The sequence below is a fragment of the Pseudomonas sp. 2995-3 genome (assembly GCF_002742565.1).
Classification (GTDB): domain Bacteria; phylum Pseudomonadota; class Gammaproteobacteria; order Pseudomonadales; family Pseudomonadaceae; genus Aquipseudomonas; species Aquipseudomonas edaphica.
Genome location: NZ_LJSB01000194.1, coordinates 72486 through 95934, shown reverse-complemented (window position 1 = coordinate 95934; position 23449 = coordinate 72486). Strand labels below are relative to the sequence as shown.

The 23449-nt window shown below is 62.6% G+C and carries 15 protein-coding genes; 10 read left to right on the top strand and 5 right to left on the bottom strand.

Translation table 11 applies throughout. The annotated features are described in order from the left end of the window. Nucleotides 1-2 precede the first annotated feature (2 nt). The gene (locus AOA62_RS17470) at nucleotides 3-11018 is read right to left on the bottom strand and encodes a non-ribosomal peptide synthetase (protein ID WP_099549284.1); all 11016 of its coding nucleotides are present in this window, start codon (nucleotides 11016-11018) and stop codon (nucleotides 3-5) included. Between the two features lie 209 nt (nucleotides 11019-11227). On the opposite strand from AOA62_RS17470, the gene AOA62_RS17465 reads away from it, so the two are divergent. After that, nucleotides 11228-11491 (top strand): type II toxin-antitoxin system HicA family toxin, encoded by a 264-nt coding sequence (locus AOA62_RS17465; protein ID WP_099549283.1) that lies wholly within the window; start codon nucleotides 11228-11230, stop codon nucleotides 11489-11491. Then, nucleotides 11476-11841, top strand: a complete 366-nt coding sequence (locus tag AOA62_RS17460; protein WP_099549282.1) for a type II toxin-antitoxin system HicB family antitoxin — start codon at nucleotides 11476-11478, stop codon at nucleotides 11839-11841. Before AOA62_RS17465 ends, AOA62_RS17460 begins: the two co-directional genes overlap by 16 nt. Here the strand turns inward: AOA62_RS17460 and AOA62_RS17455 are convergent. Next, nucleotides 11808-13013, bottom strand: coding sequence for an MFS transporter (locus tag AOA62_RS17455; protein WP_099549281.1), 1206 nt, complete (start codon nucleotides 13011-13013; stop codon nucleotides 11808-11810). The two genes, AOA62_RS17460 and AOA62_RS17455, sit on opposite strands and share 34 nt — an antisense overlap. 141 nt (nucleotides 13014-13154) lie before the next feature. Between AOA62_RS17455 and AOA62_RS17450 the strand changes: the two genes are divergently transcribed. Further along, nucleotides 13155-13748, top strand: a complete 594-nt coding sequence (locus AOA62_RS17450) for a TetR/AcrR family transcriptional regulator (RefSeq protein WP_017139596.1) — start codon at nucleotides 13155-13157, stop codon at nucleotides 13746-13748. On the opposite strand, the gene AOA62_RS17445 is transcribed toward AOA62_RS17450, so the two are convergent. The 3 genes from AOA62_RS17445 to AOA62_RS17435 all read right to left on the bottom strand — a co-directional run bounded on the left by AOA62_RS17445 (nucleotide 13732) and on the right by AOA62_RS17435 (nucleotide 16764). After that, nucleotides 13732-15087 (bottom strand): MATE family efflux transporter, encoded by a 1356-nt coding sequence (locus AOA62_RS17445; RefSeq protein WP_017139597.1) that lies wholly within the window; start codon nucleotides 15085-15087, stop codon nucleotides 13732-13734. The genes AOA62_RS17450 and AOA62_RS17445 overlap by 17 nt on opposite strands. Nucleotides 15088-15112: 25 nt before the next feature. Continuing rightward, nucleotides 15113-15685 carry a DUF2239 family protein gene (locus AOA62_RS17440; RefSeq protein WP_099549280.1) on the bottom strand — a complete coding sequence of 191 codons (573 nt, stop codon included), beginning with the start codon at nucleotides 15683-15685 and terminating at the stop codon, nucleotides 15113-15115. Between the two features lie 248 nt (nucleotides 15686-15933). Continuing rightward, complete coding sequence (locus AOA62_RS17435; protein WP_017139599.1) at nucleotides 15934-16764, bottom strand: IclR family transcriptional regulator; 831 nt, start codon at nucleotides 16762-16764, stop codon at nucleotides 15934-15936. Nucleotides 16765-17006: 242 nt separating this feature from the next. Here AOA62_RS17435 and AOA62_RS17430 point away from each other — a divergent pair, with 242 nt between their 5' ends. The 7 genes from AOA62_RS17430 to AOA62_RS17400 are packed head-to-tail and all read left to right on the top strand — an operon-like array spanning nucleotide 17007 to nucleotide 23444. After that, entirely contained in the window at nucleotides 17007-18035 is a 1029-nt protein-coding gene (locus AOA62_RS17430) for an ABC transporter ATP-binding protein (RefSeq protein ID WP_017139600.1), read from the top strand. Beyond that, complete coding sequence (locus AOA62_RS17425; RefSeq protein WP_099549279.1) at nucleotides 18032-18877, top strand: ABC transporter permease; 846 nt, start codon at nucleotides 18032-18034, stop codon at nucleotides 18875-18877. Before AOA62_RS17430 ends, AOA62_RS17425 begins: the two co-directional genes overlap by 4 nt. Nucleotides 18878-18881: 4 nt before the next feature. Then, nucleotides 18882-19676 (top strand): ABC transporter permease, encoded by a 795-nt coding sequence (locus AOA62_RS17420; RefSeq protein WP_099549278.1) that lies wholly within the window; start codon nucleotides 18882-18884, stop codon nucleotides 19674-19676. Beyond that, nucleotides 19676-19966 (top strand): (2Fe-2S)-binding protein, encoded by a 291-nt coding sequence (locus AOA62_RS17415; protein ID WP_017139603.1) that lies wholly within the window; start codon nucleotides 19676-19678, stop codon nucleotides 19964-19966. The genes AOA62_RS17420 and AOA62_RS17415 overlap by 1 nt, the downstream gene beginning before the upstream one ends. Then, nucleotides 19963-21306 (top strand): NAD(P)/FAD-dependent oxidoreductase, encoded by a 1344-nt coding sequence (locus AOA62_RS17410; protein WP_099549277.1) that lies wholly within the window; start codon nucleotides 19963-19965, stop codon nucleotides 21304-21306. The genes AOA62_RS17415 and AOA62_RS17410 overlap by 4 nt, the downstream gene beginning before the upstream one ends. Further along, nucleotides 21303-22400, top strand: a complete 1098-nt coding sequence (locus AOA62_RS17405; protein WP_099549276.1) for an FAD-binding oxidoreductase — start codon at nucleotides 21303-21305, stop codon at nucleotides 22398-22400. The genes AOA62_RS17410 and AOA62_RS17405 overlap by 4 nt, the downstream gene beginning before the upstream one ends. 12 nt (nucleotides 22401-22412) lie before the next feature. After that, entirely contained in the window at nucleotides 22413-23444 is a 1032-nt protein-coding gene (locus AOA62_RS17400) for an ABC transporter substrate-binding protein (protein WP_017139606.1), read from the top strand. Nucleotides 23445-23449 lie beyond the last annotated feature (5 nt).

The window sequence follows — 23449 nt, the reverse complement described above, 5'->3', positions numbered from 1 at the left end:
GTTCAAATCGCCTCTAGTTCGCTCAAAAAGTCACGAAGATCATCAAAGTCTTCCGCGCTGCCGGCGCGGAAGGTGGCAGCGGCCTGGGCATAGGCGCGCAACGTTTCGGTCTGGAACACTTCCACCAGCGGCACTTCCAGCCCCAGTTCGGCCTGCACCCGCGAGGTGATCTGGATTGCCAGCAAGGAGTGGCCGCCCACTTCGAAGAAGTTGTCGTCCAGGCCCACGCGAGGCAAGTGCAGAATCTCGGCCCAGATCGCGGCGATTTGCTGCTCCAGCTCGGTTTGCGGGGCGACGTAGTGCTGCTGCATCAGGCTCGCATCCGGCTCGGGCAGGCCCTTGCGGTCGAGTTTGCCGTTGGGGGTCAATGGCATTTGGTCCAGGAACATGAAGTGCGTCGGCACCATGTAATCCGGTAGCCGGGTTTTCAGGGCCCGGCGCAGGCTGTCGCGGAACGCGGTGTGGTCGAGCTGCACGGTGGCAGGCACTACATAGGCGACCAATTGCTTACCGGCCTGGCCTTCCTGGGCCACGACGACGGTTTCGCCGACGCTGTCCTGCTCGCGCAGGCGTGCTTCGATCTCGCCCAACTCAATACGGAAACCACGAATTTTCACCTGATGGTCGACACGCCCGAGGTAATCCACCACGCCGTCCGCACGGCCACGGGTCAGGTCGCCGCTGCGGTAAACGCGGCTGCCGGGCTTGCCGAACGGGTCCGGCACAAAGCGTTCGGCGGTGAGTGCCGGGCGCTCCAGATAACCACGGGCCACGCCTTCGCCGCCGAGGTACAGCTCACCAGCCACGCCGATGGGTTGCAGGTTGAGTTGTGAGTCCAGCACGTAGCCGCTGCGGTTGCCCAACAGTGTGCCGATCGGCGCGTAGACGGCGCCGCAGGGATCGCCTCGGCGGGCTTTCCACAGCAATGGCGTGACCACGGTTTCGGTCGGGCCGTAGCCGTTGAACAGGTATGTTGGTTTCAGTGCGCGCCAAGCCAGGTCGTAACTGGCCTGCGCCACCGCATCACCGCCGAAGCAGTACACGCGCACATTGGGCGGGTTGCCATCGCGCTCGGCATGCTCGGCCAATTGTTGCAGGTACACCGGCGGGAACACGGCCATGGTCACGTTGTGACGGTGCATTTGCGCGTAGGTGTATTCGGGCAGCCACAGGCTGTCGTCGCGAATCAGCACGCTGGCGCCATTGATCAGCGGGTGCATCCAGCCTTCGTGGGAGCCGTCAAAGGCAAATGACATGAAATGCAATTCGCAATCGGCCGGGCTGGTTTCGTAGCGTTCCCCGGTGGCGATGATGTGCGCCACCAGTGGCCCGTGGGAAACGGCCACGCCCTTGGGCATGCCGGTGGAGCCGGAGGTGTAGATCACGTAGGCGAGGTTATCGCCATCCAGATTTACCTGCGGCGCGGTATCGCTGTAGCCGGTCCAGTCTTCGGTGCGGTCAATGGCCAGTGTGTCCAGACCCTCGGCGAGCGGCAATTGCGGCAAGGCGCTGGTGTGGCTCAGCAGCAACTTGGCGCGGCTGTCTTGCATCATGTACAGCAAACGATCACGCGGGTATTCGATGTCCAGCGGCACATACACGCCACCGGCTTTCATCACTGCGAGGAACGCCACCATGATTTCCGCACTGCGCGGCATGGCAATCGCCACCCGCACTTCCGGGCCGACGCCACGAGCGATCAGCGCATGGGCCAGGCGGTTGGCCTGGCGGTCCAGCTCGTCATAAGTCAGGGTTTGTGCATCGAACTTGACCGCCACCGCATCCGGGGTTTCCCGGGCGCGATCGGCGAACAGTTCGTGTACCAGGCGCTCGGCCGGGAAACCGGCGTCGGCCTGGTTCCACAGCTGCAGGATGTGCTGTTGCTCATCCTGGCTGAGCAGGTTCAACTGGCTGATGGGCTGCTGCTGGTCGGCAATCATCGCCTGCAACAGGTTCTGCCAGTGGCGTGCCATGCGTTCAATGGTCGACGCTTCGAACAGGTCGGTCGCATAGCTCAGGGACGCACTCAACTGGTCACGGGACTCCTCGATATCCAGGGTAAGGTCGAAATGCGCGGCCGTTTCATCCCAGCTCACCGGGCTCATGTCCAACTGCGCCAGGCGCTGTAAATGCTCGCTGGCCTGGCTGATGTGGTGGTTGAACGCCACCTGGAACAACGGGCTCAAACTCAGGCTGCGCTCAGGTTGCAGGGCCTCGACCAGTTGCTCGAACGGCAGGTCCTGATGGGCCTGGGCTTCCAGGGCGCGCTGTTTGACCTGCTGCAGCAACTGGGCAACGGTGGTTTGCGCGTCTATTTCGGCCTTGAGCACTTGGGTGTTGACGAAGAAGCCGATCAGCCGTTCGGTTTCAACGCGGTTGCGATTGGCAATCGGCACGCCGACACGGATGTCCTGCTGGCCGCTGTAGCGATGCAACAGCGCGTGGTAGGAGGCCAGCAACAGCATGAACAGCGTCACACCTTCGCGCTGGGCCAACGACTTGAGGCCATCGAGCAACGGGGTCGGCAGCGCCATATACAAACGCGCGCCGCGATGGGACGGTACCGCAGGGCGCTGGTGATCAAAAGGCAACTCCAGCACCGGTTGCTCGCCGCCGAGCAGTTCACGCCAGTAGTCGAGCTGGCGCGCCTTTTCACCGGCTTCCATCCAATCGCGCTGCCATTTTGCGTAGTCGGCGTATTGGATCGGCATCGCCGGCAATTGCAGGGCCTGGTCTTGGCTGTAGGCCGTATACAACTGCACCAGTTCGTCGACCATCACTTGCATCGACCAGCCGTCGGAGATGATGTGATGTTGCACCAGGACCAGCACATGCTCGTCTTCAGCCAGGCGCAAGAGGCTCACACGCATCAGCGGCCCCTGGCGCAGATCGAACGGTTGCGCCACCAGCGCTTGCACCCTGGATTTGAGCTGCGCTTGGTCGGTGAGCGCGAATGCGAGTTCGATCCGCGCCTGTGGGCTGACCACTTGCACCGTGCGGTCGGTTTCTTGCTGAAAATGCGTGCGCAGGCTGTCGTGACGCGCCACCAGGGTATCGAAGGCACGTTGCAGGGCGCAGCGGTCCAGCGGACCTTTCAAGCGCAGCGCACTCGGCACGTGATAGGCCGAACTGTGCGGGTCCAGTTGCCAGAGGAACCACTGCCGTTCCTGGGCGTAGGACAGCAACAATGGCTGATCGCTGTCCGCCGCCACCATCGCCGGCGCCGAAGCGCTGACCGCGGCGAGATTGTTGACCCCAGCCAGAGTGTTGACAAAATCGCCCAGCACGGGCTGCTCAAACAGCGTGCGCAGTGCAACTTCGAGACCCAGGCCATGACGCAACCGGGACACCACCTGAGTTGCGAGCAACGAATGCCCGCCCATCTCGAAGAAGTGATCGTTAAGCCCTACCCGTACGGCGCCCAGCACCTGGGCCCAGATGGCCGCGACGCGTTGCTCGGTCTCGGTGACCGGTGCAACCCAATCGACCAGAGCTTGGCTGGTATCCGGCTTGGGCAGCGCGGCACGGTCGAGCTTGCCGTTGGGGCTCAGCGGCAGGCGCTCCAGCACCAGCAGATGCGCCGGCACCATGTAGTCCGGCAGCTCTTGGCGCAACGCGGCCTTGAGCTGCGTGCGCAACTGGGCCTGCTCGGCGTCGGACAATGACTGGCTGGCCACGATATAGCCGACCAACTGGTTGTCCGCCGCGATCACCAGCGCCTCGCGCACACTGGCCTGGACCAGCAGGCGCGCTTCGATTTCACCCAACTCGATACGGAAACCTCGCACCTTGACCTGATGGTCGATTCGCCCCACGTACTCGATCATCCCATCGGCGCGATAGCGCGCCAGGTCACCGGTGCGGTACAAACGGCCGACGCCGTCAGCACAGAAAGGATCGGGAATGAAGCGGTGGGCCGTCAGGTCCGCACGCTTGAAATAACCCCGCGCCAGCAGCGGCCCGCCGATCACCAACTCCCCGGCGACACCTACCGGCACCGGGTTGAGGTTGGCATCCAGCAGGTAAATGGCACGGCCATCCAGCACGCGGCCAATCGGCATCATCGACGGCAAGGCTTCACGGCCCTCGACATACGCGGCGCAGTCCAGGGCAGTGGCGGTCACGGTGGCTTCGGTAGGCCCGTAGGTATTGAGCAGCCGCACATGCTGCAAGCCTGCTGCGCGCCAGGCATTCAGCCCTTCAGGCGGCATGGCTTCGCCGCCAATGTGCAGTTGGCGCAGGCGCCCATAATCACGTGGGCCTAGGTCTGCAAAGTCGCGCACCAGAGACAGCCAATAGGCCGTGGTCAGGTCGACCACGGAAATATCGTGTTCAATCAGTTGCTGGTAGAAGGTGTCGCTGTCCCACAGTTCGCCACCGCGTACCACCACCGCCGCACCGCAGCACAGCGCCGGGTAGAGCTGCTCGACAAAACCGTCGAAGTTGAAGGTGCCAAATTGCAGCACGCGGTCATGGGCCTGCAGCGCAAACAGTTCGGTGAACACCTCCACATGCCGGGCCAGGGACGCCAGGTCGATGCCCACGCCTTTTGGCCTGCCGGTCGAGCCGGAAGTGAACATCACGTAGGCCAGGTTGGCCGGCTGCGCCCTCGACACGGGGTTTTCAGCACTGTAATCGGCCAACCAGTCTGCGCCGGACTCCAGGCACACAAGCGTCAGGTTCGCGCTGATCGGCAGATGCGCCACCAACGGCTGCTGAGTCAGCAGTAATTGCAGACCGCTGTCCTCGATCATGCATTGCAGGCGTTCGGCCGGGTATTTCGGGTCCAGCGGCACATAAGCGCCACCGGACTTGAGCACCGCCAGCAAGCCAACGATCATTTCCAGGGAACGGTCCACCGCCACGCCCACCAGGGTGTCGGCGCTGACGCCCAACGCGATCAGACGATGGGCCAGGCGATTGGCGCGCAGGTTGAGGTCGGCGTAGGTCATACGCTGCTGGTCCAGGATCAGCGCGATGTTTTGCGGGTGCAGCGCGGCTTGTTGTTCGAAGCGCTGCAATACGCTTGCCTTGGCCGTTTGAGCAACACTGCGCGGGTTCCAGTCTTGCAGTACGCGGGTGTATTCAGGGTCCAACAGCAAGGGGATGGCGCCCACGGCTTGCTCCGGCGCCTGAATAAATTGCTGCAGCAAGCCCTGCAAGTAGTTGCCAATGTGCTGCACGGTGTCGGTGGCAAACTGCGCACGCAGGTATTCCAGGTGCAGGCTCAGGCGCTCGCCGCCGTGCACGGTCAGTGTCAACGGGTAGTTGGTGCGCTCCTGATGACTGACGCCACTGAAACGCAAACCGCCCTCGCCCGACTGTTCCAGCGTCTTGGCCACCGGGAAGTTTTCGAAAACCACCAGCGTGTCGAATAATGCCTCACCGGCCGAACCGGCCCAGCGCTGGATATCAAACAGCGGCGTGTGTTCATGCTCGCGCATTTCCAGGTTCAGTGCCTGTACGCATCGCACCCAATCGCTGACGCTTTGCGCCGGGCTGGCGGCGGCAATCAGCGGCAAGGTGTTGATGAACAGGCCGACTTGCTGCTCGACATCCGCCAATTGCGCCGGGCGCCCGGAAACCGTCACCCCACAGGCGACGCTGGACTGGCCGGTGTAGCGTTGCAGCAGCAACAGCCACGCCGATTGCACCAGGGTATTGAGGGTCACTTGGTGTGCACGGGCGAAGACCGCCAGGCGCTGCGTCTGGATAGCATCCCACTCACAAAGCACTTCACCGTATTCACCCGCACTCTGCGCTGGGCTCTTGGCCACACTGCGCGCCAAGTGCGTCGGCTCGTCCAACTGCGCCAGTCGCTGGCGCCAAAAGGCTTCGCCCAACGCCGGATCCTGCTGCTGCAACCAGGCGATGTGCTGGGAAAACCCCGCGCCCACCGGCGCCAATGCCTGGCCCTTGCAGGCCTGCAGCACTTCATTGAGCACCAGTGCATTGCTCCAGCCATCCATCAGGATGTGATGGCTGGTGTAGATCAAGTGCCAGCGGTCTTCAGCCGTACGTACCAACGCCACCCGCAGCAACGGCGGACGCGCCAGCTCGAAGCCCTCGCGGTGGTGCTCGGCGGCCAGGCTACCCAGGGCGGCGGGAAGGTCCTGACGGCCACGCCAGTCGAATTCGGTGAACGGCAAGCTGACCTGGCGATGCACCACTTGCAGGGCCTGGCCCTGGTCGTCCTGCCAGACAAAGCCGGTGCGCAACATGTCATGCCGTGCCAGCACTTGCGCCCAGGCACGCTGGAAGACTGCCACGTCCAGGCCGTGCACATCGGCGCGCAGCTGGCTGACGTAAATGTCATCCTCGCCCTGTTGGTAGAGGCTGTGAAACAGCATGCCCTGTTGCATCGGCGACAGCGGGTACAGGTCCTGCACGTCCCTTGCCGGCAGTGCCAACTCGTCGAGCTGGGGTTGGGTCAATTGCGCCAGGGTCACGTCGGCCGGTGTCAGGCCGCCCTGTTTAGGGTCGACGCAATGCGCGATCAGTGCCAGCAGTTCCTGCTGGTAATCATCCGCCAGCTGCTGGACAGTCGCGACCTCGAACATTTCACGGCTGAACCCCCACTGCAGGGCCAATTCACCGCCGTACACCTGCCCCTCCACCGTCAGCCAGTTAGCCAGCGGCGCCTCCGGGTCTTGAGCCTGCCCACTGCCCTGGGTGGCGGGAACGAACAGCGCCGACTCGTTGAACTGGCGGTCGAACTGCCCCAGGTAGTTGAACGTGATGCGTGGCGCGGCCAGGTTCGAGAGCGCTTCACGGGCGTCAGGCGTGCCGAGGTAGCGCAGCAGGCCGTAGCCAATGCCTTTGTGCGGCACGGCGCGCAGTTGTTCCTTCACCGATTTGATCGCCGCCGACAGCTCGCCATCAGCTTGCAGGCGCACCGGGAACAGGCTGGTGAACCAGCCCACGGTGCGGCTCAAGTCAAGCGTGTCGAACAGGTCTTCACGGCCATGGCCTTCCAGCTGGATCAGCGCGGCAGGCTGCTCGCTCCAGCGGCTGACCACTCGCGCCAGCGCGGTTAGCAGCAAGTCATTGACCTGGGTGCGGTAGGCCGCCGGGGCGTCTTGCAGCAGTTGACGGGTGTGTTCGGCGCTCAAGCGGATTTCGAGCTTGCTGCCCAGGCGATTCTGCAGGCCGCCCTGGGGGTTGTCGCAGGGCAGATCGGCGCTCGCGGTCTGGGCCTGCCAATACGGCAGTTGGTTATCCAGCGTCAGCGCATGGGCCTGCAACTGCTGCGCCCAGTCTTGGTAGGCACTGGTCTTGGCCGGCAGCGCAGCGTTGCGGTAAGCCTGCTGCAGGTCTTCGAGCAGGATGCGCCACGACACGCCATCGACCACCAGGTGATGCACCACCAGCAGCAGGCGCTGGGCGCCGTCTGCCATCGAGACCAGTACCGCGCGCAGCAGCGGACCCTGTTCAAGGTTGAGGCTGCCGTGTGCCTTGTCGCAAAGTGCGGCCAGCTCAGCCTCGTCAGCGACTTGGGCCTGCCACACTGAAGCACTTGCAACCGGCTCGGCGTGGGCCTGCTGCCAACCGTCTGCCTGGCGCACAAAACGCAGGCGCAGTGCGTCATGGTGGTTAATCAATCGGGTCAAGGCCGCGTCAATGCGCGCGGGCTCCAGGGCTTCACGCGGGGCCAACAGCAGCGACTGGTTCCAACGCTGGCGCGCCGGGATCACCTGCTCGAAAAAGCTGTGTTGCACGGGCGTGAGGATCACCTCGCCGCTGACTGGCTCCTGATTGATAACCGTCGCCTGTTCAAAGCTCGCCACCAGCGCCAGGCTGCGCACGCTCTGGTACTGGAACAGGTCACGCGGGCTGAGGCGAATCCCCGCCTGACGGGCGCGGCTGACCACTTGGATGGAGATAATCGAGTCGCCACCCAGCTCGAAGAAGTTGTCGTCCAGACCGACTTGCGCGGCGCCGAGCACATCACTCCAGATTGCCGCCAGGGCTTTTTGCAGGGCGTTTTCAGGCGCGATAAAGGCTTGCTGCGGCGCAGCATCCGGCAACGGCAGCGCCTTGCGGTCGAGCTTGCCGTTGGCAGTGACCGGCAGTTTGGCCAGGGTGACGAAGTGCGTGGGCACCATGTATTCCGGCAGGCTGCTGAGCAACCAGGCCTTGAGGTCGCTCGGCGCTTCACCCTCGTTAACCAGGTAGGCAACCAGCTGTTTGCCGCCCTGCACCAGCACCACCGCTTCTCGCACCTGCGGGTGTTGGATCAGGCGGGTTTCGATTTCGCCCAGCTCGATACGCAAGCCGCGCAGCTTGACCTGATGGTCGAGGCGGCCGAGGTACTCGATCACGCCATCGGCACGCTGGCGCACGCGGTCGCCGGTGCGATAGAGGCGCTCTCCGTCAACAAAAGGGCTCGGCACAAAGCGTTCGGCGGTCAAGCCCGGGCGGCGGTGATAGCTGCGCGCCAGGCCGACGCCGCCCAGGTACAACTCGCCAGAGACACCGGCGGGCACCGGGTTGAGCTGGGCGTCGAGGACATAGGTGGCCAGGTTGGCAATCGGACGACCGATGGGCACGCTGTCGGCGCCTTCGTCGACGCATGTCCAGTGGGTGACGTCGATGGCGGCTTCGGTGGGGCCGTAGAGGTTGAACAAACCCGTCGCTGGCAGTTTGGCGAACACCTGCAACTGCGCGTCCAACGGCAAGGCTTCGCCGCTGCACACGATGCGTTTGAGGCTCGTACAAGCCTGCACGCCCGCCTCATGGATAAACGCCTGGAGCATCGACGGCACGAAGTGCAAGGTGGTAATGGCGTGACGGCCGATGGTCTGGATCAGTCGCGCCGGCTCGCGATGTTCGCCAGGAGCGGCGACCACCAGCCGAGCGCCGGTCATCAATGGCCAGAAAAATTCCCACACCGACACATCAAAGCTGAACGGGGTTTTCTGCAAGACCGCATCGCTGGCGTCCAGGCCGTAAGCCTGCTGCATCCAGCACAAGCGGTTGACCAGCGCGCGATGGCTGTTGCCGGCGCCCTTGGGTTTGCCGGTGGAACCGGAGGTGTAAATCACGTAGGCCAGGTTGAGCGCCTGGATGGCCACGGCCGGTGATTCGCGGCTATAGCCGTCAAGCCAACCCGGCGCCTGGTCCAGAACGATCACTTGCACGCCATTAATCGGCAACGAAGCCTGCAGGCTCTGCTGGCTGAGCAACAGCTTGATGCCGCTGTCTTCGATCATGTAGGAGAGGCGTTCCTGGGGGTATTCGGGGTCCAACGGCACATAGGCACCGCCGGCCTTGAGGATCGCCAACAGGCCCACCACCATCTCGACCGAGCGCTCCACACAGATACCCACCAGCACGTCAGGGCCGACGCCCTGCTCGCGCAAGGCATGGGCCAACTGGTTGGCGCGGGCGTCGAGCTGGGCATAGCTCAACGTGGTCGCACCAAACACCAGCGCCGGAGCATCCGGGGTGCGCTGTACCTGCTCTTCAATGAGCCGATGCACTCCTTGCGCGGTCGGGTACGCCTGGGCCGTCTGGTTCCATGCCTGGACCAGCACCTGCTGCTCATCGGCGGCCAGCATCGGCAACTCACCGATGCGGTGTTCGTCGCCGGAAACCATGGCCTGCAGCAGGCTGATCCAGTGCTGGGCCATACGCGTAATAGAAGGCGCGTCAAACAGGTCGTTGGCGTAGGTCAACGCAGCCTGCAAGGTGCCGGACTTTTCATAGGTATCCAGGGTCAGGTCGAACTGGGTGGTACGGCCTTGCCACTCCACCAGCGCCAGTTCCAGGCCGGAGGCGGTGCTCACCGAGGCAATGTCCGCTACCACCGGCTGGTGGTTGTACATCACCTGAAACAGCGGCGTATGGCTCAGGCTGCGCTCGACCTTGAGGGCTTCCACCAGACGCTCGAACGGCAGCTCCTGATGGGCCTGGGCGCCGAGGGCGTGCTCCTTGATGCCCTGCAACAGTTCGGCGACACGGGTTTGCCCGGTTAACTCGGTACGCAGAACCTGAGTGTTGACGAAAAAACCGATCAGCCCTTCGACCTCACTGCGATTACGATTGGCGATCGGCACACCGACGCGGATATCGCCCTGCCCCGTGTAGCGATGCAACAACACGTTGAAAGCGCCCAGCAGCAACATGAACAGGGTGACGTTGTGCTTTTGCGCGCAACTACGCAGCTGCGCGGCGAGGCCTGAATCGATGGCGAAATTATGCCGGGTGCCCTGGTAGCTGGGCATGGCCGGACGCGGGCGATCGGTGGGCAGTTCCAGCACCGGATGCTCATCACCCAGACGTGCCTGCCAGTATTCAAGCTGGCGTGCCTGCTCCCCCGCTTCCAGCCAACGGCGCTGCCACAGGGCGTAGTCGCTGTACTGGATCGGCAGCGCCGGCAATTGCGGCGTCTCGTGGCGTTCGTGGGCGTCGTAGCAGCGAATGAACTCGTCGATCAGCACATTCATCGACCAGCCATCGGAGACGATGTGGTGCAGGGTCAGCAGCAGCACATGCTCTTGCGCATCGAGCTTGAGCAATTGCACGCGCAGCAGTGGGCCGTTTTCCAGATCGAACGGCAGCAGTGATTGACGGGTCGCCGCCTGATTGACGGCCTGCTCGCGTTCGTCAAAGCCCAGCGCACTGAAGTCCAGAGGCTCGACGGCAACCGACGGCTCGATGGCAACTTGCAGCAAACGATCGTCGGACTGGCGCCGGAACACCGTGCGCAGGGTTTCATGACGTGCCACCAGGCTTGCGAATGCCTGCTCCAGTGCGCGCAGGCTGAGGGCGCCTTTTAACCGCACCGCGCCGGGTAGGTTATAGGCACCACTGGCCGGGTCCAGTTGCCACAGAAACCACATGCGCTGCTGCGCGTAGGACAGCGCCTGGCGATCCTCCACGTCCACGCCCGCCGGAATCGGAAACCGGGAAAAATCCACGCCTTCTTTCTGCAGGGCTTGCAGGAATACCTGGCGCTTTTCCAGGGGCAACCCGATAAACCGGCGAGCAAGTTTCAAGGAGTCTTCAGCATTCATTTCTTGGAGTCCGGAACAATAGGCAGGAAGCACAAAGGCACGTCGTCCCTATAAAACGAACCGGACAAGGAAAAATTAGCGGGGCGTAAGCGGCGTGAAGCGCGGTGTCATCAAGGGTTACATCAATCTCAGCCAAGGCTCGCAAACTCAGGCTAGCATTGACGAACACCACTTTTTGCAACTACATTTAGTTACACGCAGGGAACGCCGTGTCCAAAAATGAAAAGCTGCTCGCCAAACTGCTCAATGAGCACATGGCATTTACCTGGCCTGAGCTGGTAACGCTGATGCGTCAGCTTGGCTACAGACAAATTGAAGGGGCTGGAAGCCGCGTCAAGTTCGACATCGGCGACCCCAGTGCAATGATCACCTTGCACAGGCCTCACCCTGGCAACGAACTGAAACACTACATTCGGCGCCAGATCATCGAACAATTGAAATCAGGAGAACTGATTCAGTGGACAACCAACTGAAACACCAAGGCTACATCGGCTCTATCGAAGCCAGCCTCGAAGACAACTGCCTGTTCGGCAAAGTGCTGTTCATCAAGGCACTGGTGAGCTACGAAGGCAAAACCGTCGCCGAGCTGGACGCGGCGTTCCGTGAGGCCGTGGATGACTACCTCGTAACCTGCCAGGCGCTGGGGCAAACCCCGGAGAAACCTTGCAAGGGTTCATTCAACGTACGCGTCGGCCACGACCTGCATTTGGCGGCGGCCCTGGCAGCGACCCGCAAGAAAGTGACGCTCAATGACCTGACGCGGCAGGCGCTGAATGAGTTTCTGCAACATCACTGCGTAGAACCACTCCCGGCGTTAGGCTGACGCCCCAACCGCCGATACCCAAACGCGGCCGAACCCAACACCACCGCCCCCGCCGCCAATGCCACCCAGAACCCGCTGGCAGCGCCAAAGTGGTCGATCATCCAACCGGAGCTGGCTGCACCAATGGCCACGCCGATGCTCAGGCCGGTGATCAGCCAGGTCATGCCTTCAGTCAGGCGGCCGGGCGGCACCACCTGCTCCACCAGGGCCATGGAGACGATCAACGTTGGGGCAAAGAACAGCCCGGAGATAAAAATCGCCGCCGCCAGACCGGGAATATCAGTCACCAACAATAAAGGTAACGTGGTCAATGCCGTGGCCACGCCGCAAAACAGGAACTGCCGAGGCAACGGCGCCTTGAGCTTGAGCATGCCAAAGGCCAAGCCCGCCAGGCACGAGCCGATGGCATACACCGACAGCACGATACTGGCCGCCGCCGGTTGGCCCTGGTGTTGGGCAAAGGCTACGCTGACCACGTCCACCACACCCACGATCACGCCCATGGCGAGCAGCAGGATCATCAGGATCAATACCGACGGTGAGGCGATCAACCAGCGGCCGTGGTGGTCTTGTTGCGCGTGCACCGGCGGTTCTGTCGCGCGCTGCAGCACAAACGTGGTGACGCCAACCGCCAACAGCACCGCTGCCACCAATGGACCCGCTTCCGGGAACAGCACCACGCACAGCCCCACAGAAATCGGCGGGCCAATAATAAAACACACCTCATCAAGCACTGATTCCAGGGCAAACGCGGTTTTCAGCCTGGGCTGGCCGCGGTACAGCTCGGTCCAGCGCGCCCGTACCATGGCCGACATGTTCGGCATGCAACCAGCCAGTGCGGCGAACACAAACAGCGTCCAGGCTGGCGCCTGCAAGCGTGTGCACAGCAACAGCAGCAACAACGCTCCGCCGCCGATCAGCGCCGCAACCGGCAGCACCCGACCCTGGCCATAGCGGTCCACCAGGCGGGACACCTGCGGCGCGCAGAATGCCGTCGCCAGGGCAAACACTGCCGCCACCGAGCCTGCCAGGCCATAGCCGCCATTCACTTGCGAGAGCATGGTGATCAGGCCGATGCCGGTCATCGAAATCGGCATACGCGCCAGCATGCCCGCCAGTACAAACGCCCGGCTGCCTGGGGCCTGGAATAACTCGGCGTAGGGATTTGCCATCCTGCTTAACCTCTTCCTCAACCTTTGAAACTTGCGATTTGCAGGTAGCAAGGCAAAATACATACGGTGCGTATGTGACAAATCATGCGTAACATACGCAGCGTATGTCAATCACTCACTGAGATAACGCGAGCCTTACCCATGAGCCGAGTCCGTACCGAAATGATCGACGCCACCCGTGCCCGGCTGATCGCCAGCGCTCGCCAAGCCTTCGCTACCCAAGGCTACGCCAACACTTCGATGGATGATTTTACCGCGCGCGCCGGCCTCACACGCGGTGCGTTGTACCATCACTTCGGCGACAAGAAAGGTTTATTGGCGGCGGTGGTCGCCGAGATCGACGCGGAGATGGACGCGCGCCTGCAAGGCATCAGCGACCAGGCGCAGGAGCCCTGGAGCGGCTTTTGTGAGCGCTGCCGCGCCTATTTGCGCATGGCCCAGGATGGCGAGATCCAACGCATCGTGTTGCAGGATGCGCCTGCCGTACTCGGTGATACCGGCTCCCAGCAACAATGCGTGGAATCCCTGCGCCAGTTGCTGGAGGCGATGATGCAGGCCGGTGTCATCGCGCAAGCCTCCAGCGTCGCGCTGGCCCAGTTGATCAATGGCAGCCTGGTCAACACGGCCCTGTGGATCGCCCGTGACGAACACCCACACGTGCGCCTGCAAGAAGGTTTGCAGGGCCTAGAGCTGTTACTGCAAGGCCTGAAGCAACCTGTCACACCAGCCGTTTGATCTGCTTGTGGCGCCACACCAAGCGGTAATAGGCGGTCTGCAACACCAGCATCGCCAGGTAGGTCACCGGAAACGCCATCCACACGCCTTCCAGGCCGAAGTGCGCGTTGAACAGATACGCCATTGGCAACTCGACACACAGCACACAGAAGATCGAAATCGCCACCGGCATCAACACCACGCCGCTGGCGCGCATGATCCCGCCGATCACCGCCTGGAACCCGAACACCAGGATGCTCCACAGCATGATATGCAGCAGGTGCTCGGCATTGAGCCGCGCCGCGTCGTCCGTGATGAACAAACCCAGCAACCAGTGGGACAACAAGTAACCCAACAGGATCAAGCCACCGGTGAGACACAGATTGATCACAAGCCCGGTGCGCAGGATCGGCCCGATACGCTCCAGGCGCCCGGCACCAATTGCCTGGGCACCGAGGATCGAGGCCGTGATCGCAATCGACAGCGCCGGGAACTGCACATAGTTGACGATCTGCGTCACCGCGCCATAGGCCGCCGTAGCTTGTGAGCCGTGACCGTTGACCAGCGCCAGAATCACCAGCTCCGACAGCGACAACACCACCATCTGCAAGCCGGTTGGCAAGCCGATGCGCAGGACCTTGCCGAGGATGGCCCGGTCCAGGCGCAAGGCCGCGAGCAGTTCACGGTCCGGCGCCATCACATGGTTTTTATGCCGCAGGCGCAAAATCAGAAACAGCATGGCCGCCGCGTTGCCCACCAAGCCTGCATACACCGCACTCTGAATCCCCATGGGTGGCAAGCCGATCCAGCCACGGATCAGCGCCGGGGTCAGCAGCAGGCCGACCAGGGTCGAGACCATCAACGCCAGCAACGGCGAAACCGTATCGCTCACACCCCGTAACAGCTGGGTGTAGAGGATAAACACCAGCAGCAGCGGCATGATCAACATCATCATCTGGGCATAACCCACTGCGTCGTCGAGCACATCGATTGGCGTACCCAACGCCTGCAACGCCGGGCGCGCGAACAGGCTGCCCAGCACTGCCGCGATCAAGCCCACCAGCGCGCCAAGTGTCAGGGTGGCGCCGGTAATCACCTTGACCATCGCAGTTTCCTGGGCGCCCCAGGCTTGCCCTATCAACACTGAAGCGCCCGCCCCCAGGCCGATCACCAACGCAATAAAGAAAAATACGATGGGGAACATCCCCGACACCGCCGCCAGCGCCTGGGTGCCGAGCATCTGCCCGACATAGATGCCGTTGAGGGTGCCGGAAAAGCTTTGCAGGAAGTTGGACAGCACCATGGGTGCCAAAAACATCAGGTAGATCTGCCACAACGGCCGCTTTGGGGTGACGTCCATGCTGGTTTGAATCCTTGAATTATTGTTATGCGGTAAAGGCATTGCGTGATAGCCAGGCCAGGTACGTCTGCACGTCTACCGGCCAATGCGCGATCTTATGGGAAAAGTCAGCACCATCATGGGCAAACAGCGCCCGTGACGCGTCTTCAAACCCTGGCAGGTCACCGCCGAGGGCGCTCATGAAACGATAGCTGGCTTCTTTAGCCTGGCGCATTTGATCATGGGCTGCGTGAACAGTGCGCGCTTCATCCACCAACCGGCGTAACGCTGCCGACGCGCCGCCACGTTGTTGGCCCAGCCATTCCCAGTGGCGCGGCAGCAGAGTGACTTCCCGCGCAACCACGCCCAGCTTGGGACGCCCGACCGAAGGCGTCGCGGGAGGGGCTTCATCGACTTGGGCCGGTGCCGCTTGGACAGGCGCATAATCCGCAGGCCACGGATAATCGACCTGGGTGCCGGTGGCATCGTCGAAGACCAGGAAACTGCCGGTGGGCAGGTCAAGGCCCGCCAGCGCTTCGGCCACCTGGGAATAGGCGCCGGCTGCCACGCGTTGGTGACGGACAAAGGCAGTGCAGACTGCTGTATTTTGAATAGGCATTGATTATTACCCGGGCGATATTTATTTTACCCGGATTATATTAACTATATTTCAATAATCCGCAAACCGATGCGGTAAAAACCGTCGGCGCGGCCACACACTTGTCGCGTTAGCTGCAACCTGAACCTGTGGGAGCTGGCTTGCCTGCGATTGCGATTTGGCAGCTTGCATCTTAGGCGACTGGTTTACCGCTATCGCAGGCAAGCCAGCTCCCACACAAAAGCGGATCTTCATTGCGTTGAGATGAGCTAGCCACCAAAGGTCTGCGACGGCCGACGCAACGTCGGATCAAACGGGTTGATCCGTGGCCCGATCGCCGCCGCTTCGCGCTTGAGCAACTCCACCACCATCGGCAACCGGCTCGGCCCCAAGCGGTCACTGATGGTCGCCACACTCAGCGCCGCCACCGCGTGCCCGTCGCGATTCAGAATCGGCACCGCCAACCCGGCCATGCCTTCGAGCACGCCGGTGTTACGCGCCGCATAACCCAGACGCCGCACATTCTCGACCTCGGAGCGCAACAACACCTCGTCATACAGGTGAAAATCCTTGAGGCGTGGCAGGTTGTAGCGAATCACCGTCTCACGCTCCTCCTCCGGCAAGAACGCCAGAATCGCCAGGCTGCCCTGCCCCACGCCGAGCGCCACGCGCCCGCCGATATCGCCAGTGAAGGTGCGAATCGGATACGGCCCTTCGCTGCGGTCCAGGCAGATCGCATCAAAGCCGCTGCGCGCCAGCAAAAACAGCGAATCGCCCAATGAAGCACTCAGGCGCAACATGCTCGGGCGCACCAGATCGCGCAAATTACCGGTCTTACCCGCGTTGGCCGCCAGGGCGAAGAACTCCAGGCTCAGGCGATAGCGCTTACTGCGCGCATCCTGCTCAACCATGCCCTCCTCCATCAGGCTGCGTAGCAGCCGGTGCGTGGTGGGTTGCGACAGCCCGACTTGCTGCGCGAGCTGAGTCACGCGCTCACCGCCTTCGGGCACTTCGCCCAACGTGCGCAATAACGCAAACAGCCGAGAGACGCTCCCAGCGCCGACTTCCTTACCGTTTTCATTCCGCTCAGTGGAATTCATAACACTTAATCTCGGTATACATTCTGGTGAATGAATAAAATTGAAAATAATAGTCCGTTCAGTGAAATTCCATCTTCCGCCCATCCTAGTCTTCGTCCTAATCTGCGTCCACAGGGGCGAAATGAACAACAACGAGCAGCCGACGTGAGATCGAGCGCCAACGCACCCGCAACACTCTTTTCGCATCTGCCCAAAACAAAAAAGCGCGTTTCGACGCGTCTCAAAAAAGGTGGAACGCAGACATGGCTTTTCTCCAACTCAACGCCTTGAGCAAACGCTACGGCGCCGTCGACGCTGTGGTCGCAACCGACCTTGCGGTGGAAAAAGGCGAGTTCGTTTCCCTGCTCGGCCCTTCGGGCTGCGGCAAAACCACCACGCTGCAAATGATCGCCGGTTTTGTGGACGTGAGCGGCGGGCAGATCCTGCTCGACGGCCGCGACATCACCCACGCCAAACCCGCCAGCCGTGGCTTGGGCGTGGTATTCCAGAGCTATGCGTTGTTCCCGCACATGAGCGTGCGTGACAACGTGGCCTTCGGCCTGAAGATGCGCAAAGTGCCGGCCGCCGAAATCGCCAGCAAAGTCAAAACCGTGTTGGAACTGGTACGCCTGGCCCCGCACGCCGAGCGCTACCCGCGTGAATTGTCCGGCGGCCAGCGCCAACGTGTGGCCCTGGCGCGTGCGCTGGTGATCGAGCCGCCCGTGCTGCTGCTCGATGAGCCACTGTCCAACCTCGATGCCAACCTGCGCGAAGAAATGCAGTTTGAAATCCGCCGCATCCAGTGCGCCGTGGGCATCACCACCTTGATGGTCACCCACGATCAGGCCGAAGCGCTGTCGATCAGCGACCGCGTGGTGGTGATGCAGGCTGGGCGCGTGACCCAGATCGACGCGCCCTACAAGCTCTACGAACACCCACGTACGCGGTTTATCTCGGACTTTGTCGGCAAGGCCAACCTGCTGGCCGGTGACTATGACGAATTCGGCACTGCGCAAGTGCGTCTTGTCGGCGGCAAAGGCGAACTGGTACTGAGCCTGCGCCCGGAAAAAATCCAGCTGGTGGATGCCGGCGCAGGCCGCCTGCAGGGCAAGGTTCTCGACAGTTATTTCTTCGGCAGCCAGTGGCTCTACCGCATCCAAACGTCTCTGGGCGAAATTACCGTGGTACGCAGCAATGACGGCAGCGCGCCGCTCGGCTGCGGCGCGCCGGTGGGCCTGGACTGGCACGCCGAATTGCTGCGTGTGCTGGCGGCCGATGAGGTGCGCGCATGAGCCGCGGTTATCTGTTATCGCTGCCGGCGCTGCTGCTGTTCAGCGGCCTGCTGATCCTGCCGCTGCTCATGACCCTGGTGCTGTCGTTCAACGTGTTCGACTACCAGGTGGGCGTGAAGGCTGGTGAGTGGACCTTTGCCCACTACCTGTCGCTGTTCAGCGATGCGTACTTCTACGAGATCTTCTGGCGCACCTTCTGGATCAGCGCCCTGGTGACCCTGCTGTGCGTGGTGATCGGCGTACCCGAAGCCTACATCCTCAGCCGTATGGGCACGCCGTGGCGCTCAATCTTTTTGATTTTGATCCTCACGCCGCTGCTGATTTCGGTGGTGGTGCGCGCCTTCGGCTGGAGCTTGTTGCTCGGCGCCGATGGGCTGGTCAACCAAGTCATCCAATTCCTCGGCGGGCGCCCGGTGAAGCTGCTGTACACGCCGTTCGCCGTGGTGATCGCCTTGGTGCACGTGATGCTGCCGTTCATGATCATCCCGGTATGGACCTCGCTGCAAAAGCTCGACCCGTCGGCGGAACAGGCGGCGTTGTCGCTGGGCGCAAGCCAGGCCACGGTGATGCGCAAGATCGTATTGCCGCAAGTGATGCCGGGCGTGCTGTCCGGCACCTTGATCGTGTTCGGCTTGGCCGCCAGTTCGTTTGCGATCCCCGGCCTGCTCGGCGGACGCCGCCTGAAAATGGTCGCCACCGTGGTGTACGACCAGTACCTCTCGGAACTCAACTGGCCCATGGGCGCGACCATTGCGGTGGTGCTGCTGCTGGTCAATTTGCTGATCATGCTGAGCTGGAACCGCATGGTCGAAGGCCGCTACAAAAAGTCCCTGGGGGTTTAAGCGCATGTCCAGAAACGGTCCTTTGGCCCTCGGTTTTCATGGTGTGGTGGTGCTGTTCATGATGGCGCCGCTGGTGGTGGTGTGCCTGGTGGCCTTCACCCCGGAAAACACCTTGAGCCTGCCCACCTCGGGCTTTTCGCTGCGCTGGTTTCGCGCGGTGTTCGAGCGTGCCGACTTTATCCAGGCGTTCTACAACAGCCTGATCCTGGCGTTTACCGCCGCCACATTGGCCACGTTGATTGCAGTGCCCGCCGCCTTGGCGATCAGCCGCTATCAGTTCCCGGGGCGCAACTTTTTCAGCGCGTTGTTCCTCTCGCCGATCATCATCCCGCACCTGGTGCTGGGCGTGGCGATGCTGCGTCTTTTTGCGCTGATGGGCGTCAATGGCAGCTTCACCTGGCTAATGCTGGCGCACGTGGTGATCATCACGCCGTATGTGCTGCGCCTGGTGCTGGCGGCGGCCATCGGGATTGATCGCAGTGCCGAGCAAGCCGCCGAATCGCTGGGTGCCGGGCGCTTCACGCTGTTCCGTCAAATCACCTTACCGATGATTCTGCCGGGCGTGGCCGGCGGCTGGTTGCTGGCGTTCATCAACAGTTTCGATGAAGTGACGCTGTCTATTTTTGTCAGCTCGCCAGCCACGCAAACCCTGCCGGTGCGCATGTACGTGTACGCCACCGAGTCCATCGACCCGATGATGGCGGCGGTCTCGGCGCTGGTCATTGCACTCACCGCAGCCACCATGGTCCTGCTCGACCGGGTGTATGGCCTGGACCGCGTACTGGTGGGGAAACATTGATGGCCTTGTTCAAACGCTTGGCCGAAACCCGGCGCCCTGCCCTGGCCTTCACCCTCGACGGGCAACCGGCCACCGGTTTGCTGGGCGACACGTTGCTCACCGCCATATTGACCTGCGCCGAGCACCTGCGCGGCAGCGATTTCAGCGCCGAACGCCGCGCCGGTTTCTGCCTGATGGGCGCGTGCCAGGACTGCTGGGTGCGGCTGGAGGATGGGCGCCGTGTGCGGGCTTGCTCGACGCTGCTGCAAGAGGGCCAGGCGATCAGCCGCGATCCGGGGCGTCAGGCATGAAACCGATCGTGATTGTCGGCGCAGGCCCGGCGGGCATCAGCGCGGCGCGCACCTTACTCGACCATGGCGTCAAGCCTTGCCTGGTGGATGAAAGCCTGCGCGGCGGCGGGCAGATTTACCGGCGCCAACCGGCTAATTTTCAGCGCTCGGCCAAGCAACTGTATGGCTTTGAGGCGGGCAAGGCTACGGCCGTACACCGCACACTGGATGAGTTGGCGCCGCTGATCGACTACCGGCCCGAAACCCTGGTGTGGAATGCCGAGGACGGTCGCCTGGATATGTTGACTAACGGCTACGCCGAAAGCGTGGAGTACGCGCAGATTATCGTCGCCACCGGCGCCACCGACCGCATTCTGCCGGTGCCCGGCTGGACCTTGCCTGGTGTCTACAGCCTTGGCGCTGCGCAAATCGCGTTGAAATACCAGGGCTGCGCCATCGGAGAACGCGTGGCCTTGTGTGGCAGCGGGCCGTTGCTGTATCTGGTCGCGTACCAATACGCCAAGGCCGGGACCAAGGTGGTGGCGGTGCTCGACAGCGCGCCGTTCAGTGCCCAGTGCCGTGCTTTGCCGGCGCTGCTGGGGCAACCGGCGACCCTGGCCAAAGGCATTTATTACCGTGCCTGGCTCACTGCCCATGGGGTTCCCGTGTATCAGGGCGCGACGCTCCAGCAAATCGACGGCGAGCAACGGGTGCGTGGCATCCGCTGGGATAAGCACGTAGTGGAATGCGATGCCGTGGCGTTCGCCCATGCGCTGCGCAGCGAGACGCAACTGGCGGATTTGCTCGGCTGTGAATTTGCCTGGAACAGCTTGAATCGCGCCTGGCTGCCACAGCGCGACAGTGCCGGGCGCAGCAGCGTCAGCAGCGTGTACCTGGCCGGTGACGGGGCCGGGATCATGGGCGCCGATGCCGCGCAGATGGCCGGTGAACGTGCGGCGTTGGCGGTCCTGGAAGATTCAGGCATTGCCATCGATCCGCTTCGCCCAACGCTGCTTGAGCAGCAACTGGCGGGTATCCAGCGCTTTCGCCGTGGGCTGGAAACCGCGTTCCCTTTCCCCGAGCAATGGGCTGCACAGGCGCCGGATGAGTTAATCCTGTGCCGCTGCGAAGAAGTCAGCGTCGGCGACGTACGCGCCGTCGTCGATGAAGGCCACTGGGAAATCAACCGGGTCAAAGCCCATTGCCGGGTCGGCATGGGCCGCTGCCAGGGCCGCATGTGTGGGCTGGCGGCAGCAGAGGTTGTGGCCGAACGCAGCGGTCGCGCCATACAAGACGTTGGCCGCCTGCGCGGTCAGGCGCCGATCAAGCCGCTGCCGTTTGGTGTGCAGGTGCAGCCATGATCGACGTGATCGTGTTGGGTGGCGGCATCGTCGGCGCCTCGGCGGCGTTGATGCTCGCGCAAAAAGGCCAGCGTGTGGCCTTGGTGGAGCGAGACTTTTGTGGCTCGCACTCCAGCGGCGTGAATTACGGCGGTGTGCGCCGCCAGGGCCGCCCCTTGCATCAACTGCCACTGTCACAACGCGCCCATGAACTGTGGGCCGACCTGCCGGGGTTGATCGGCATCGACGGCGAGTATGTGCGGTCCGGGCATTTGAAACTGGCGCGCAGCCATGGGGATTTCGCCGCGCTGCAAGCCTATGCCGAACAGACCCGTGGCTTTGGCCTGGGCTTGCAGTTGTTGGATTACACCGAACTGCGCGCTCGCTTCCCTTGGGTCGGGGATATCGCGGTGGGCGCCTCGCTGTGCCCTGAAGACGGGCATGCCAACCCGCGCCTGGTGTCGCCCGCTTTCGCCCGTGCGGCGCAGCGCCTTGGCGCGGCGGTGCACGAGCAGGCCGAAGTGACTCAGATCGAACATGACGGCCAGTGCTTCCAGGTGCGCTGCGCCAATGGCCTGCACCTGCACGCGCCGTGGTTGCTGAACTGCGCGGGCGCCTGGGCCGGTACGGTTGCCGCGCAATTTGGCGAGCCGGTGCCGATTACCTCGGCACACCCGGCGATGCTGGTGACCGAGCCGCTGCCAGTGGTGATGAACGTGAGCACCGGCGTTGAAGGCGGCGGGATTTATGCACGGCAGGTCGCCCGTGGCAATTGCATCCTCGGCGGCGGCCGTGGTTTTGCCCTTGGCCCGCTGACGGCGCGCCCTGGGCAAGCGGCAGTTTTGGAGATTCTGCGCAATGCCGGCGAACTGTACCCGTTTCTCAAGGGTGCCCAGGCGATTCGTACCTGGAGCGGCACCGAAGGTTACTTACCCGATCATGAACCGGTGATCGGCCCCAGCAGCACCCAACCTGGCCTGCTCCACGGTTTCGGCTTTGCCGGCGCCGGGTTCCAGCTCGGCCCCGCCGTCGGTGAAGCCCTGGCAGAGATCGTCTGCACAGGCGCCAGCCGCCAACCCATCGAAGCGTTTTCCATTCGTCGTTTCCAAGCCTGAGAGGAAAAACCCATGAACCCACGTATCGCGCTGTCCTGCTTGCCCCTCGCCTTGCTCACCGCCACCGCCCATGCCGCGCCAACGCTATACCTGGGCATGAACGGCGGCACCATGGAACGGGTGTACGCCGACAAGGTGCTGCCCGCGTTCGAGAAGGCCAATAACGTCAAGGTGGTGATTGTGCCCGGCACCTCGTCGGACATCCTCGCCAAGGTCCAGGCCAACAAAGACAACCCGCAGATGCACGTGATGTTCCTCGACGACGGCATCATGTACCGCGCCATTTCCATGGGCCTGTGCGACAAACTCACACCCAACCCGACCCTGGACCAGATCCCGGCCAAGGCCAAAATCAAGGATGAAGCGGTTGCCGTGACCCTGGGCGTCACGGGCCTGGGCTACAACGCCAAGATGTTCAAGGAAAAAGGCTGGGCCGCGCCCACCTCATGGATGGACCTGGCCGATCCGCGATTCAAGGACAAAGTGGTGTTCCAATCGCTGGCCTCCTCCACCTTCGGCCTGCACGGTTTCTTGATGTTCAACCGCATCCAGGGCGGCTCCGAAACCAACGTGGAGCCAGGTTTCAAGGCCTGGCCAAAAACCATCGGCCCCAACGTGCTGGAATACATCGCCAGTTCCGCGAAGATTTCCGAGATGGTACAGACCGACGAAGCGGCGATCTTCCCGCTCACCCCAACCCAGGTCACCACGCAGCAATTGCTCGGCATCCCGATGGAATACGCCCAGCCCAAGGAAGGCGCAGTGGTGCTCAACGTGGCCGAGTGTGTCATTGCGCGTAATGACCAGCCGGAACTGGCACAGAAACTTGCGGCCTTCTTGCTGACCGCCCAAGCCCAGGCGCCGGCGCTGGAAGAAGGTGACCAGATCCCGTCGAATCCGACTACGCCAACCACCGACAAAACCCGCGCGCGGGTGGAGGCCATGCAAGGTTACTTGCAGACAGCGATTTCGATTGATTGGGACCAGGTGAACCAGGCGCGGCCGGAGTGGAATGCGCGGTGGAGCCGCTCGATCGAGCGGTAGCGGGC